This is a genomic window from Pseudomonas sp. PVC-5-1 (genome assembly GCF_057444345.1).
This window is the reverse complement of sequence record NZ_CM172024.1, coordinates 1,369,757-1,383,587: the sequence shown is the minus strand read 5'-3', so window position 1 is coordinate 1,383,587 and position 13,831 is coordinate 1,369,757. Positions and strand designations below refer to the sequence as shown.

The window sequence follows — 13,831 nt, the reverse complement described above, 5'->3', positions numbered from 1 at the left end:
CGGAATTTGCATCATGGTCCTGCAACAATAGTCGACCTGCTCCAGCTACGACCTATATCCGCCCCATATGCGACAGCACTATGCCATTAGCGCCATCGGCCTATGCCGCCCTGCGCGATCCTTGCATGCCAAAAGTTTGGCGCCGGGCTACTATCTACCCTTTTGCGCCTGACGATGGACCGCCCGATGCCCAGTTCTACCCGCCTGCTGCTGCCGTTGTACCTGCTTGCCTGCCTGCTCGCCCTGCTCGGGCTCGGAGGGCTCTGGTACGGGCTTGGCAAGCCGGTGCAACTGCCGGACGCGGCCAGCCCGACGCACAAGCTGCAATGCGCCTCGTATACCCCGTTCGACAAGGACCAGTCGCCCTACGACCAGCCGTTGCGCCTGCGCCCGGCCCGCATGGATGCCGACCTGGCGTTGCTGGCCGAGCGTTTCCAGTGCATCCGTACCTATTCCCAGACCGGTCTTGAGGCAATCCCGGCGCTGGCACGCAAGCATGGCCTGAAAGTGATGCTGGGTGCCTGGGTCAACGCCCACCCGGCCGACACCGAGAAAGAAATCGAGCTACTGATCGCCGCCGCCAATGCCAACCCCGACGTGGTCAGTGCGGTGATCGTCGGCAACGAGACGCTGCTGCGCAAGGAGGTGACCGGCGCACACCTGGCCACGCTGATCGCCCGGGTGAAAAGCCAGGTCAAGGTGCCGGTAACCTACGCCGATGTGTGGGAATTCTGGTTGCAGCACCCGCAGGTAGCGCCTGCGGTGGACTTCCTGACTATTCACTTGCTGCCTTACTGGGAAGACGACCCGCGGGGCATCGACGAAGCCCTGGCCCACGTCGCCGATGTGCGCCGGGTGTTCGGCACGCGTTTCGCGCCGAAGGACATTCTGATCGGCGAAACCGGCTGGCCCAGCGAAGGCCGCCAGCGCGAAACCGCACAGCCCAGCCGGGTCAACGAGGCGCGCTTCATTCGCGGGTTCGTGGCCATGGCCGAAAGCAACGGCTGGCACTACAACCTGATCGAGGCGTTCGACCAGCCATGGAAGCGCGCCAATGAAGGGGCGGTTGGTGGTTACTGGGGGCTTTACGATGCCGACCGGCAGGACAAGGGCATACTCGAAGGGCCGGTGAGCAACCTGCCTTACTGGCCGCAGTGGTTGCTGGCCAGTGCCGTGCTGACGGTGGTGATGCTGATGCTTGCCGGGCGCCCCGCCACCCCGGCGGCAGCCATGCTGCTGCCGTTGCTGGCAGCGTTTGGGGCAGGCTGCCTGGGGCTTTGGGGCGAGCTGATGCGCACCCATGCGCGTTTTGCCGGGGAGTGGCTGTGGGCGGTGCTGCTGGCAGGACTGAACCTGCTGGTGCTGGCCCATGCCGTGCTGGCCCTGGCACGGCGCGCGGGCTGGCGCGAGCGCCTGTACGCCTGGTTGCAGGCGCGGGCCGGCTGGCTGTTGCTGGCGGCGGGTTTTGCCGCGGCGGTGAGCATGCTGGCGATGGTGTTCGACCCACGCTACCGCAGCTTCCCCAGCGCGGCGTTGGCGTTGCCGGCGCTGGTGTTTGCAGTGTGGCCGGTGCGGGCGCGGCGTGCGGAGGTAGCGTTACTGGCGTTCATCGTCGGTGCCGGGGTGGCGCCGCAGTTGTTTGTGGAAGGGTTGGAGAACCAACAGGCCTGGGGGTGGGCAGTGGTCAGTGTGCTGATGACCGCAGCCTTGTGGCGGAGCTTGCGGCTGCGCCCGGCCTGATATCCTTGGGACCGCTTCGCGCTCCATCGCAGGCAAGCCAGCTCCCACAGGAGTTATGCTGCCTATGAAATCGGCGCGGTCCCTGTGGGAACTGGCTTGCCTGCGATGGGCCGCAAAGCGGCCCCTTTCAGCCTTGATCCGGCGACCTGACCAACCGCAACCCCGCCAGCACCAGCGCGAACACGGCAATGCTGGCGGTATACAGCACCAGTGCCGGCACCGCGAACACCAACGCCACCACCGCCAGCCACCAGCCGCCACGGCCGGCAACGACCTGCGCCAGCAGCGCCAGCGCCAGCCCGCTCCAGGCCATCACCTGATGATGAATGCCCAACCCCAGCAACGACCGCACCTCACACTGCCAGTACGCCGCCGGCGCCGTGCACAGCCCCACCCACTGCCCGTCCTCCATCAGCCCATAGCGCACACCATAACTGGCAGCAAGCCAGAGCCCCAGAAACAGCACAAGCAGCGCAGCCGGCAGCGAACGAGACATCCAGCTCTCCAATAGCGGTAATCGAAAGCATCCATGATCGCTTATGCCCAGTTGTAAGGCAAAATCACCTCCCTGCAGCTATGTTGCAGATAACAAGCACACCAAAGACCACCGCACCTGGCAACTTTGCCCGGCCCGTTGTGGTCCTAGCCTGCACACTGCTCGACCTTGCGTTCTTTTGGGGGATTACATGCTTCGATCTTTGCGCCTCGCTGCCTTGCTCGGTGGCCTGCTCATGGCTGTGGCCGCTTCGGCGCGGGATATCGACGCCGCGAGCTATGGTTTTCCCTTGACCAACCCGTTCGAGGCAACCATCGCCACCACGCCACCGGACCAGCGCCCCACCCTGCCCGAAGATGACGAAATCAACCAGTCCGACTACAGCCTCAACCTGCGCCCGGACCGTGAATTCACTCTGCCGGACAATTTCTGGGCGGTGAAAAAGCTCAAGTACCGCCTGGCCCGCCAGGACCGCGAGGCGCCGCTGATCTTCATCATCGCCGGCACCGGTGCGCCCTACACCAGCAGCATCAACGAATACCTGAAGAAGCTGTTCTACCAGGCCGGCTTCCACGTGGTGCAGCTGTCGTCGCCAACCAGTTACGACTTCATGAGCGCCGCCTCGCGCTTCGCCACCCCAGGCGTCAGCCAGGAGGATGCCGAAGACATGTACCGGGTGATGCAGGCCGTGCGTGCCCAGCACCCGCGCCTGCCGATCAGCGAGTTCTACCTCACCGGCTACAGCCTGGGCGCACTCGACGCTGCCTTTGTCAGCCACCTGGACGAAACCCGCCGCAGCTTCAACTTCAAGCGCGTACTGCTGCTGAACCCGCCGGTCAACCTGTACACCTCGATCAACAACCTGGACAAGCTGGTGCAGACCCAGGTCAAGGGCATCGACCGCAGCACCACCTTCTACGAGCTGATGTTGGCCAAGCTGACCCGCTACTTCCAGGAAAAGGGCTACATCGACCTCAATGAGGCCTTGCTGTACGACTTCCAGCAGTCGCGCCAGCACCTGTCCAACGAGCAGATGGCCATGCTGATCGGCACCTCGTTCCGCTTCTCGGCGGCCGACATTGCCTTCACCTCCGACCTGATCAACCGCCGCGGCCTGATCATTCCGCCGAAGTTCCCGATCACCGAGGGCAGCAGCCTCACGCCATTCTTCAAGCGTGCCCTGCAGTGCGACTTCGACTGCTACATGACCGAGCAAGTCATCCCCATGTGGCGCGCCCGGACCGACGGCAACAGCATCCTGCAACTGGTCAACCAGGTCAGCCTGTATGCACTTGAAGACTACCTGAGCAGCAGCGACAAGATCGCCGTGATGCACAACGCCGACGACGTCATCCTCGGCCCTGGTGACATCGGCTTCCTGCGCAAGGTGTTCGGTGAGCGTCTGACCCTTTACCCCCATGGCGGCCATTGCGGCAACCTCAATTACCGCGTCAACAGTGACGCCATGCTGGAGTTCTTCCGTGGTTAACAAACTCCTCTTCGCCACTGCCCTGTTCGCCGCCGGCCACGCCCTGGCTGCCGAAACCGCCCCCCGGGCCAGCGTGGTCGAGGCCGACCCGCAAGTCACCGAAGCGCCACTGGCGCCCGAGACCGATGGTTTCCTCGACCCGCTGCGTGAGCTGAAATTCAACCCGGGGCTGGACCAGCGCGAGTTCGAGCGCTCCACCCTGCAAGCGCTGAACGTGTACGACCCGCTGGAGTCGATCAACCGGCGCGTCTATCACTTCAACTACCGTCTGGACCAATGGGTGCTGCTGCCGATGGTAAGCGGCTACCAGTACGTCACCCCGCGCTTCGTGCGCACCGGGGTGACCAACTTCTTCAACAACCTGGGCGACGTGCCGAACCTGTTCAACAGCGTGTTGCAGCTCAAGGCCAAGCGCTCGGCCGAGATCACCGCGCGGCTCATGTTCAACACCATCATCGGCGTGGGTGGGCTTTGGGACCCGGCCACCAAGATGGGCCTGCCGCGGCAAAGTGAAGACTTTGGCCAGACCTTGGGCTTCTATGGCGTACCGGACGGGCCGTACCTGATGCTGCCGGTGCTGGGGCCTTCGAACCTGCGCGATACCACCGGGCTGGTGGTGGACTATGCAGGCGAACAGGCGATCAACTACCTGAACGTGGCCGAAGCCAGCAGCGACCACCCGGAAATCTCCGTGCTGCGCGTGGTGGACAAGCGCTACAGCACCAAATTCCGCTATGGCCAGCTCAACTCGCCGTTCGAGTACGAGAAGGTGCGGTACGTGTATACCCAGGCGCGCAAGTTGCAGATAGCCGAGTAGGCCGATCCGGCCCTATCGCCGGCAAGCCAGCTCCCACAGGTCCTCACAATGCCCGGGCCTTCGGTGGTCCTGTGGGAGCTGGCTTGCCGGCGATAGGGCCATGACAGGCAACCTCAAATCCCCAGGAACAGGCAAAGCTCCCGCTTCTTGGCCAAGGCATCCTTTCGCCCCAGCTCTATCAGCTCGCTGCAGTAACTGGCCTCGAACAGCAAATAGCTCAACACCCCCGCCCCGCTGGTACGCGTCGCCCCCGGCCCACGCAGGAACATGCGCAACGCCGCCGGCAACTCGCGTCTATGTCGCGCGGCAATCTCGTCCAGCGGCTGGCTGGGCGCCACCACCAGCACGTCGATCGGCGCCAGGCCCAGGCGCCGGGCGTCCAGGTGCGCCGGCAACAGGTGGCTCAGGTGGTTGAGGCGCTGCAGCAGCTCGATGTCGTCTTCCAGGCTGTCAATGAACGTACTGTTGAGCATGTGCCCGCCGATCTGCGCCAGGCTCGGCTGCTGCCCGCTGAACACCCGCTGGGTCGGCAGCGGTGGCGCCGGCCGCTGCGGGTTGCCGCTGACCCCGACCACCAGTACCCGGCTGGCGCCCAGGTGCAGGGCCGGGCTGATCGGTGCCGACTGGCGCACCGCACCATCGCCGAAATATTCATCACCCAGCCGCACCGGGGCGAACAGCAACGGGATGGCCGCGCTGGCCAGCAGATGATCGATGGTCAATGGCGTGGGCATGCCGATACGGCGATGGCGCAACCAGGCTTCGATGGTGCCGCGGCCCTGGTAGAAGGTCACCGCCTGGCCGGACTCGTAGCCAAACGCGGTCACCGCGACGGCGCGCAGTTGCTCGGCGGCCAGGGAGTGGGCGATACCGTCCAGGTTCAGGTGCGCCTGCAGCAAGCCGCGCAATGGGCTGCTGTCCAGGAGCGCCACTGGCGCCGGGCCACCCACGCCCAGCAGGTTGTGGGCGACGAAGCGGCTGGCCTGACGGACCACACCGGGCCAGTCGCTGCGGATGACCAGGTGGCTGCGGAAGTTCTGCCAGAAGGCGGTGAGCCGTTGTACGGCGTCACTGAAATGGGTGGCGCCGCTGGCCAGGGTGACGGCGTTGATGGCCCCGGCGGAGGTGCCCACGATGACCGGGAACGGATTGTGCGCGCCGGCGGGCAGCAACTCGGCAATGCCGGCCAGCACGCCCACCTGGTAGGCGGCGCGGGCGCCGCCGCCAGAAAGGATAAGACCGGTTACCGGGGGTGGGGCCATTGGAGTCCTTCCTGGGGTTGGTGGGCTGTCAGTGCCGGCCCTTTCGCGGGTAAACCCGCTCCTACAGGTTCTTCACCGGCCTTGAAGGCTGTGCAATACCTGTGGGAGCGGGCGCGCCCGCGAATAGGCCGGCACAGGCAAAACAAAATTCAGCGCTTTTTCTTGTCATACAGCCGCGGCTCCCCTTCGGGCCGCGACTTGAACCGGCGATGCGCCCACAGGTACTGCTCGGGGCATTCGCGCAACACGCTTTCCACCCACTGGTTGATTCGCAGGCAGTCAGCCTCTTCGCTCTCCCCGGGGAAATCCGCCAGCGGCGGGTGGATCACCAGGCGATAGCCGCTGCCATCCTCCAGGCGCTTCTGGGTGAACGGTATCACTTGCGCCTTGCCCAACCGGGCAAACTTGGTGGTAGCGGTCACCGTCGCCGCCGGGATGCCGAACAGCGGCACGAACAGGCTCTGCTTGGCGCCGTAGTCCTGGTCGGGTGCGTACCAGATCGCCCGGCCCGAACGCAGCAGCTTGAGCATGCCGCGCACGTCCTCGCGCTCCACCGCCAGCGAGTCGAGGTTATGCCGCTCGCGGCCGCTGCGCTGGATGAAGTCGAACAGCGGGTTGCCGTGCTCGCGGTACATGCCATCGATGGTGTGATGCTGGCCCAGCAGTGCGGCGCCGATCTCCAGGGTGGTGAAGTGCACCGCCATCAGAATGGCCCCCTGCCCCGCCTGCTGGGCGGCCTGCAGGTGCTCCAGCCCCTCGACATGGGCCAGGCGCGCCAACCGGGCCTTGGGCCACCACCAGCTCATGGCCATTTCGAAGAAGGCGATACCGGTGGAGGCGAAGTTGGCCTTGAGCAGGCGCTGCCGTTCGTCGACCGACAGCTCCGGGAAGCACAGCTCCAGGTTGCGTGCGGCAATGCGCCGCCGCTCACCGGCAAAGCGGTACATCACCGCTCCCAGCACGGCACCGACTTTCAACAGTACCCGGTACGGCAACTGGACCACCAGCCACAGCAGGCCCAGGCCCAGCCACAGGCCCCAGAAACGTGGGTGAAGGAAATAGGGACGAAAACGCGGGCGTTCCATTGAAGCTTCCGGAAAGACAAAGGCCGCGCATTCTACAACGGATCAGCGCATGTTGCGGGCAACCGGTCTTATCGTTATAAGTCAGGGCACTTTTTTCGCAACAAGCCGTCTATGCAGACCATGAGCCCAAACCACACACCCGACACCGCCTCCGTGTTCCAGCTCAAGGGCAGCATGCTCGCCATTACAGTGCTGGAGCTGGCGCGCAATGACCTTGAAGCCCTCGACCGCCAACTGGCGGCCAAAGTCGCCCAGGCACCGAACTTCTTCAGCAACACGCCACTGGTGCTGGCGCTGGACAAGCTGCCGGCCGACGAGGGGGCAATCGACCTGCCCGGCTTGATGCGGATCTGCCGCCACCACGGCCTGCGTACCCTGGCCATCCGTGCCAACCGCATCGAGGACATCGCCGCCGCCATTGCCATCGACCTGCCGGTGCTACCGCCATCCGGCGCGCGCGAGCGGCCGCTGGAGCCCGAACCCGAGGTGAAGAAGCCAGAGCCAGCCCCTGTCCCGCCACCAATCCTCGAACCCGAGGTGCGCCCGACCCGCATCATCACTGCGCCAGTACGTGGCGGCCAGCAGATCTACGCCCAGGGCGGCGACCTGGTGGTGACCGCTTCGGTCAGCCCGGGGGCGGAACTTCTGGCCGATGGCAACATCCATGTGTACGGCGCCATGCGCGGCCGCGCCCTGGCCGGCATCAAAGGCAACACCAAGGCACGTATCTTCTGTCAGCAGATGACCGCCGAAATGGTCTCCATCGCCGGCCAGTACAAGGTCTGCGAGGACCTGCGCCGCGACCCGCTGTGGGGCACAGGCGTGCAAGTCAGCCTGTCTGGCGACGTGTTGAACATCACCCGTCTTTAACGGATACTTGCCAGCATTTTTAGTGCAACTTTTCTTACCGTTGCCATTTATTTGTATTTTTGCAGGGACGTGTGTCCCGATTATTTTAGGGGTGAAACACCTTGGCCAAGATTATCGTGGTTACTTCCGGCAAGGGGGGTGTGGGCAAGACCACCACCAGCGCCGCCATTGGTACCGGCCTCGCACTGCGTGGCCACAAGACCGTCATCGTCGACTTCGACGTGGGCCTGCGTAACCTCGACCTGATCATGGGCTGCGAACGCCGCGTGGTGTACGACTTCGTCAACGTGGTCAACGGCGAAGCCAACCTGCAACAGGCCCTGATCAAGGACAAGCGCCTCGAGAACCTGTACGTGCTGGCCGCCAGCCAGACCCGTGACAAGGACGCGCTGACCCAGGAAGGCGTGGAAAAGGTCCTGATGGAGCTGAAGAAAGACTTCGACTTCGTCATCTGCGACTCGCCGGCCGGTATCGAGAAAGGCGCACACCTGGCCATGTACTTTGCCGACGAAGCCGTCGTGGTCACCAACCCCGAGGTATCCTCGGTTCGTGACTCCGACCGCATGCTGGGCATCCTGTCGAGCAAGTCGCGCCGCTCCGAGAACGGCGAAGAGCCGATCAAGGAACACCTGCTGATCACCCGCTACCACCCGGAGCGCGTGGAAAAGGGCGAAATGCTGAGCATCGCCGACGTCGAAGAGATCCTGGCGATCAAGCTCAAGGGTGTGATCCCCGAGAGCCAGGCAGTGCTCAAGGCTTCCAACCAGGGTATCCCGGTCATCCTCGACGACCAGAGCGATGCCGGCCAGGCCTATAGCGATACCGTCGACCGTCTGCTGGGCAAAGAAAAGCCCCTGCGGTTCATCGAAGTGCCGAAGCAAGGATTCTTCGCGCGCCTGTTTGGAGGCAAGTAAACCATGAACCTTTTTGACTTCTTTCGTGGCAGACAGAAACAGACCAGCGCGTCGGTAGCGAAAGAGCGTCTACAGATCATCGTGGCGCACGAGCGCGGCCAACGCAGCGAACCGGACTACCTGCCAGCGCTGCAGAAAGAACTGCTGGAAGTGATCCGCAAATATGTGAACATCGGCAACGATGATGTGCATATCGAGCTGGAAAACCAGGGTAGCTGCTCGATTCTGGAGCTGAACATCACCTTGCCGGATCGCTGATTTCGCGACCAGGCCTGGATCATTGGGGCTGCTTTGCAGCCCATCGCCGGCAAGCCAGCTCCCACAGGGTTCGCGCTGTACCTGTGGGAGCTGGCTTGCCGGCGATGGGCCGCAAAGCGGCCCCAGTGTTTTCCCCGATATAACCGAGACCAAGCAATGCCGCTGTCCAACATCCAGATCCTGCACGAAGACGCCGCCATCCTGGTGATCAACAAACCGACCCTGCTGCTGTCGGTACCCGGCCGCGCCGAGGACAACAAGGACTGCCTGATCACTCGCCTGCAGGAAAACGGCTACCCCGACGCGCTGATTGTGCACCGCCTGGACTGGGAAACTTCCGGCATCATCCTGCTGGCACGGGATGCCGACAGCCATCGTGAGCTGTCGCGCCAGTTCCACGACCGCGAAACCGAAAAGGCCTACACCGCGCTGTGCTGGGGCCAGCCGGCGCTGGACAGCGGCAGCATCGACCTGCCGCTGCGCTACGACCCGCCGACCAAGCCACGGCATGTGGTGGACCACGAGCAGGGCAAGCATGCGCTGACCTTCTGGCGCATCGTCGAGCGCTGCGGTGATTACTGCCGGGTAGAGCTGACACCGATTACCGGGCGTTCGCACCAGTTGCGCGTGCACATGCTGTCGATCGGGCACCCGCTGCTGGGCGACCGGCTGTATGCCAACCCCGAGGCACTGGCTGCCCATGAGCGGTTGTGCCTGCATGCCTCGATGCTGAGCTTTACCCACCCGGTGTCCGGGGAGCGGTTGAAGTTCGAGTGCCCTGCGCCTTTCTGAATTTGTACTGCCTGTACAGGCCTCTTCGCGGGCTTGCCCGCTCCCACAGGGATAACACTGCATTCGAAATCTGTGCAGTACCTGTGGGAGCGGGCGAGCCCGCGAAGAGGCAGACACAATTTGTCGACCTAATACGCTAAACTCGCGCCACTGCTGTCTGGAGTGAGCTATGCGCGACGCACTGAATTCTGGCCTTATCGACTTCCTCAAGGCCTCCCCCACGCCCTTCCACGCCACCGCCAGCCTGGCCCAGCGCCTGGAAGCTGCCGGCTACCAGCGCCTGGACGAGCGCGACAGCTGGGCCACGGTACCTGGCGGCCGCTACTACGTCACCCGTAACGACTCGTCGATCATCGCCATCAAGCTGGGCAAGCAGGCACCGTTGCTGAACGGCATCCGCATGGTCGGTGCCCACACCGACAGCCCGTGCCTGCGGGTCAAGCCGCAGCCCGAGCTGCAGCGCCAGGGCTTCCTGCAGCTGGGCGTCGAAGTGTATGGCGGCGCCCTGCTGGCGCCATGGTTCGACCGCGACCTGTCGCTGGCCGGCCGGGTCACCTACCGCCGTGACGGCAAGGTCGAAAGCCAGCTGATCGACTTCAAGCTGCCGATCGCGGTCATCCCCAACCTGGCAATCCATCTCAATCGCACCGCCAACGAAGGCTGGGCGATCAACCCGCAGAACGAGCTGCCGCCGATCCTGGCCCAGGTGGCGGGTGACGAGCGCATCGACTTCCGCGCCCTGCTCACCGAGCAACTGGCCCGCGAGCACGAGCTGATTGCCGACGTGGTGCTGGATTACGAGCTGAGCTTCTACGACACCCAAAACGCCGCGCTGGTCGGCCTGAACGGCGACTTCATCGCCGGCGCGCGCCTGGACAACCTGTTGTCGTGCTATGCCGGCCTGCAGGCACTGCTGGCCGCCGACAGCGACGAAACCTGCGTACTGGTGTGCAACGACCATGAAGAAGTCGGTAGCTGCTCGGCCTGTGGCGCCGACGGGCCGATGCTGGAGCAGACCCTGCAGCGCCTGCTGCCGGATGGCGACGCCTACGTGCGCACCATCCAGCGCTCGCTGATGGTGTCGGCCGACAACGCCCACGGCGTGCACCCCAACTACGCCGACAAGCACGACGGCAACCACGGGCCCAAACTCAACGCCGGGCCGGTAATCAAGGTGAACAACAACCAGCGCTACGCTACCAACAGCGAAACCGCCGGGTTCTTCCGTCACCTGTGCATGGCCGAGGAAGTGCCGGTGCAGAGCTTCGTGGTACGCAGCGACATGGGCTGTGGTTCGACCATCGGGCCGATTGCCGCCAGCCACCTGGGCGTGCGTACGGTGGATATCGGCTTGCCGACCTTTGCCATGCATTCGATTCGCGAACTGTGCGGCAGCCATGACCTGGCGCACCTGGTGAAGGTGCTGAGCGCCTTCTACCGTTGCCGCGAGTTGCCTTGATGCTTTGATGTAGCCAGGCCCGGCCTCTTCGCGGGCTCGCCCGCTCCCACAGGATCATCACAGCATTCAAGGACTGTGCAGTACCTGTGGGAGCGGGCATGCCCGCGAAGAGGCCGGGCCTGCTCAAGGTCAATCCCGCTTCGTCTACCACCCGCTATGCTTGTTACATGGCCCCACTGCAAAAGGATTGCTGTCCATGTCCCCGTTCCTGTCCCTGTTCGTGCCGGTGTTTCTGTTCCTGTTGCTGCTGACCATCGGTTTCAGCCTGCGCGAGCGCAATATCGGCGTTGTGATGATGTGGGTCGGCACACTGGGTATCTTCGGCCTCACCTGCTGGAAAATCCTGGAGCAACTGCCGTCGTGAACCTCTACACTCGGTCAATCGTTTGACCTGAGGTAGTTTTGCCAGTGCCTGCTCTCCTGCGTTGCCTGTTCCTGCTGCTGTTCCTGTTTGTCACCCCGTTACAGGCTGCGGGCCTGCCAGGCCTGCTGGGTGGCAGCGCGCCCGCGCAGCCAGAAGCCAGCGAACCGCTGGGCAAGTCGCTGGACGAGGTGATCAAGAACCTGGAAAACGACCAGCAGCGGGCCAAACTCCTGGCCGACCTGAAAAAGCTGCGCGACGCCACCAGGCAATCGCAACCCACCGTCGAACAGGGCGTGCTCGGCCTGATCGGCGGCACCCTGCAGGACTTCGAAAAGCAGTTCAGCGGCGATGCCAGCCCGTTCCATCGCTGGGCCGCGGAAATCGAACAGGCCCAGGCCGAACTGACCGAGTTGATGGTGCCGGTGCACCAGTGGCCGGCCATTCTGTTCGGCTTTGCCGCCGTCATCGCCGTCTGGAGCGTGCTGGCCTACGCCTTCAACTGGGTCGGGCATCGGGTACGCCTGCGTTTTGGCCTGAGCGAGGAACTGCCGCAGCACCCGCGCACCTGGGACCTGGTGCGCTTTGCCCTGCGCAAGCTGGGCCCATGGCTGGTGGCGCTGGTGTTCACCGTGTACCTGAGCTTCGTGCTGCCGCCGTCGCTGGGCAAGTCGCTGGCCATGGTGCTGGCCTACGCACTGGTGGTCGGCACCTGCTTCTCGGCCATCTGCGTGATTGCCTTCTCGCTGCTCGACGGCCCCCACCGCCACCGCGCCCTGTACATCCTGCGCCACCAGGCCTTCCGCCCGCTGTGGCTGATCGGCAGTTTCGCCGCGTTTGGCGAAGCGATGAGCGACCCGCGCCTGATGGTCGCCCTCGGCACCCACCTGGCCCACGCCCTGGCCACCCTGGCCAACGTGATCGCGGCGCTGTGCACCGGGCTGTTCATCCTGCGCTTCCGTCGCCCGATCGCCCACCTGATCCGCAACCAGCCGCTGTCACGGCGCCTGACCCGGCGCACCCTCAGTGACACCATCGAGATCCTCGGCAGCTTCTGGTTCGTGCCAGCACTGATCCTGGTGGCGATTTCGCTGTTCGCAACCTTTATCTCGGCCGGCGACACCAGCACCGCCCTGCGCCAGTCGCTGATGTGCACGGTGCTGGTGGTGGTGTGCATGGTGCTCAACGGCCTGGTGCGCCGCCACGCCGCCAACCCCAAGCGCGCCAGCAAGCGCCAGGCGGTGTACGCCGAACGCCTGCGCAACTTCGGCTACCTGCTGGTGCACCTGTTCATCTGGCTGGTGTTCATCGAACTGGGGCTGCGTGTGTGGGGCCTGTCGATGATCAGCTTCGCCGAAGGCGACGGTCACGACATAAGCGTGCGCCTGCTGGGCCTGGCCGGCACGCTGATCGTCGCCTGGCTGGTGTGGATCCTTGCCGACACCGCCGTGCACCACGCACTGGTGCGTTCGCGCCGGGGCCTGGCCAACGCCCGTGCGCAAACCATGATGCCGTTGATCCGCAACGTGATGTTCGTGGTCATCTTCATCATCGCGGTGATTGTCGCCCTGGCCAACATGGGCATGAACGTCACCCCGCTGCTGGCGGGTGCCGGTGTGATCGGCCTGGCCATCGGCTTTGGTGCCCAGTCGCTGGTGGCCGACCTGATCACCGGCTTGTTCATCATCATCGAGGACTCGCTGGCCATCGACGACTACGTGGATGTGGGCGGCCACCTGGGCACGGTGGAGGGGCTGACCATCCGTACCGTACGCCTGCGTGACATCGACGGCATCGTGCATACCATCCCGTTCAGCGAGATCAAGAGCATCAAGAACTACTCGCGCGAGTTCGGCTACGCGATCTTCCGCGTGGCGATCCCGCACAGCATGAACATCGACCAGGCCATCACGCTGATTCGCGAAGTGGGGCAGAAGCTGCGCAACGACCCGCTGATGCGCCGCAATATCTGGTCGCCGCTGGAGCTGCAGGGGGTGGAGAGCTTCGAGTCGGGGTCGGCGATCTTGCGAGCGCGGTTCAAGACTGCGCCGATCAAGCAGTGGGAAGTGTCGCGGGCGTTCAACCTGGCGTTGAAGCGGCAGCTGGATGAGGCGGGGCTGGACCTGGCGACGCCGCGATTGTCGGTGCAGGTGGTGACGGCCGGGGGTGGCGGGATGGCGCAAACCGGTTCCGCCAGTTAGGGCCTGTTCGCGGGCTTGCCCGCTCCCACAGGATGACGCCAGGTCAGATGCTGTGGCGTCCCTGTGGGAGCGGGCGAGCCCGCGAAG

General features: G+C 64.3%; 13 protein-coding genes. 10 read left to right on the top strand and 3 right to left on the bottom strand.

Features of this window, described 5'->3' with window-relative positions:
- Positions 1-174 precede the first annotated feature (174 nt).
- Positions 175-1,740: a glycoside hydrolase family 17 protein gene (locus AC2T3R_RS06380; RefSeq protein ID WP_411959317.1), complete on the top strand. Its 1,566-nt coding sequence runs from the start codon at positions 175-177 to the stop codon at positions 1,738-1,740.
- A 127-nt stretch (positions 1,741-1,867) separates the two neighbouring features.
- On the opposite strand, the gene AC2T3R_RS06375 is transcribed toward AC2T3R_RS06380, so the two are convergent.
- Positions 1,868-2,236, bottom strand: coding sequence for a hypothetical protein (locus AC2T3R_RS06375; protein WP_274298021.1), 369 nt, complete (start codon positions 2,234-2,236; stop codon positions 1,868-1,870).
- Positions 2,237-2,426: 190 nt separating this feature from the next.
- On the opposite strand from AC2T3R_RS06375, the gene AC2T3R_RS06370 reads away from it, so the two are divergent.
- Both AC2T3R_RS06370 and AC2T3R_RS06365 read left to right on the top strand, forming a co-directional pair.
- The gene (locus tag AC2T3R_RS06370) at positions 2,427-3,725 is read left to right on the top strand and encodes a hypothetical protein (protein ID WP_003260096.1); all 1,299 of its coding nucleotides are present in this window, start codon (positions 2,427-2,429) and stop codon (positions 3,723-3,725) included.
- 73 nt (positions 3,726-3,798) lie between these two features.
- Entirely contained in the window at positions 3,799-4,542 is a 744-nt protein-coding gene (locus tag AC2T3R_RS06365; protein WP_043936071.1) for an MlaA family lipoprotein, read from the top strand.
- A 113-nt stretch (positions 4,543-4,655) separates the two neighbouring features.
- Here AC2T3R_RS06365 and AC2T3R_RS06360 read toward each other — a convergent pair whose 3' ends face one another.
- The gene (locus AC2T3R_RS06360) at positions 4,656-5,804 is read right to left on the bottom strand and encodes a patatin-like phospholipase family protein (RefSeq protein WP_286101200.1); all 1,149 of its coding nucleotides are present in this window, start codon (positions 5,802-5,804) and stop codon (positions 4,656-4,658) included.
- 149 nt (positions 5,805-5,953) lie between these two features.
- Positions 5,954-6,889, bottom strand: a complete 936-nt coding sequence (locus AC2T3R_RS06355; RefSeq protein ID WP_217190912.1) for a lipid A biosynthesis lauroyl acyltransferase — start codon at positions 6,887-6,889, stop codon at positions 5,954-5,956.
- Positions 6,890-7,000: 111 nt separating this feature from the next.
- On the opposite strand from AC2T3R_RS06355, the gene minC reads away from it, so the two are divergent.
- From minC to AC2T3R_RS06320, 7 genes are all read left to right on the top strand, one after another.
- Positions 7,001-7,759 carry a septum site-determining protein MinC gene (gene minC, locus AC2T3R_RS06350; RefSeq protein ID WP_023660587.1) on the top strand — a complete coding sequence of 253 codons (759 nt, stop codon included), beginning with the start codon at positions 7,001-7,003 and terminating at the stop codon, positions 7,757-7,759.
- A 101-nt stretch (positions 7,760-7,860) separates the two neighbouring features.
- Complete coding sequence (minD, locus tag AC2T3R_RS06345) at positions 7,861-8,673, top strand: septum site-determining protein MinD (RefSeq protein ID WP_013971423.1); 813 nt, start codon at positions 7,861-7,863, stop codon at positions 8,671-8,673.
- Positions 8,674-8,676: 3 nt separating this feature from the next.
- Positions 8,677-8,931: a cell division topological specificity factor MinE gene (gene minE, locus AC2T3R_RS06340; RefSeq protein WP_003252572.1), complete on the top strand. Its 255-nt coding sequence runs from the start codon at positions 8,677-8,679 to the stop codon at positions 8,929-8,931.
- 156 nt (positions 8,932-9,087) lie between these two features.
- Positions 9,088-9,723 (top strand): RluA family pseudouridine synthase, encoded by a 636-nt coding sequence (locus AC2T3R_RS06335; RefSeq protein WP_011532730.1) that lies wholly within the window; start codon positions 9,088-9,090, stop codon positions 9,721-9,723.
- Between the two features lie 169 nt (positions 9,724-9,892).
- On the top strand, positions 9,893-11,182 hold the full coding sequence (locus AC2T3R_RS06330; protein WP_247727188.1) for a M18 family aminopeptidase: 1,290 nt from the start codon (positions 9,893-9,895) through the stop codon (positions 11,180-11,182).
- Between the two features lie 196 nt (positions 11,183-11,378).
- Positions 11,379-11,546: a hypothetical protein gene (locus AC2T3R_RS06325; RefSeq protein WP_003260099.1), complete on the top strand. Its 168-nt coding sequence runs from the start codon at positions 11,379-11,381 to the stop codon at positions 11,544-11,546.
- A 44-nt stretch (positions 11,547-11,590) separates the two neighbouring features.
- Positions 11,591-13,744, top strand: coding sequence for a mechanosensitive ion channel family protein (locus AC2T3R_RS06320; protein WP_486744789.1), 2,154 nt, complete (start codon positions 11,591-11,593; stop codon positions 13,742-13,744).
- The last annotated feature ends 87 nt before the right edge of the window (positions 13,745-13,831 follow it).

Coding starts and splice junctions, on each gene's coding strand:
- AC2T3R_RS06380 (WP_411959317.1), top strand. CDS start 175: ATGGACCGCCCGATGCCCAGTTCTACCCGCCTGCTGCTGCCGTTGTAC.
- AC2T3R_RS06375 (WP_274298021.1), bottom strand. CDS start 2,236: ATGTCTCGTTCGCTGCCGGCTGCGCTGCTTGTGCTGTTTCTGGGGCTC.
- AC2T3R_RS06370 (WP_003260096.1), top strand. CDS start 2,427: ATGCTTCGATCTTTGCGCCTCGCTGCCTTGCTCGGTGGCCTGCTCATG.
- AC2T3R_RS06360 (WP_286101200.1), bottom strand. CDS start 5,804: ATGGCCCCACCCCCGGTAACCGGTCTTATCCTTTCTGGCGGCGGCGCC.
- AC2T3R_RS06355 (WP_217190912.1), bottom strand. CDS start 6,889: ATGGAACGCCCGCGTTTTCGTCCCTATTTCCTTCACCCACGTTTCTGG.
- minC (WP_023660587.1), top strand. CDS start 7,001: ATGCAGACCATGAGCCCAAACCACACACCCGACACCGCCTCCGTGTTC.
- minE (WP_003252572.1), top strand. CDS start 8,677: ATGAACCTTTTTGACTTCTTTCGTGGCAGACAGAAACAGACCAGCGCG.
- AC2T3R_RS06335 (WP_011532730.1), top strand. CDS start 9,088: ATGCCGCTGTCCAACATCCAGATCCTGCACGAAGACGCCGCCATCCTG.
- AC2T3R_RS06330 (WP_247727188.1), top strand. CDS start 9,893: ATGCGCGACGCACTGAATTCTGGCCTTATCGACTTCCTCAAGGCCTCC.
- AC2T3R_RS06325 (WP_003260099.1), top strand. CDS start 11,379: ATGTCCCCGTTCCTGTCCCTGTTCGTGCCGGTGTTTCTGTTCCTGTTG.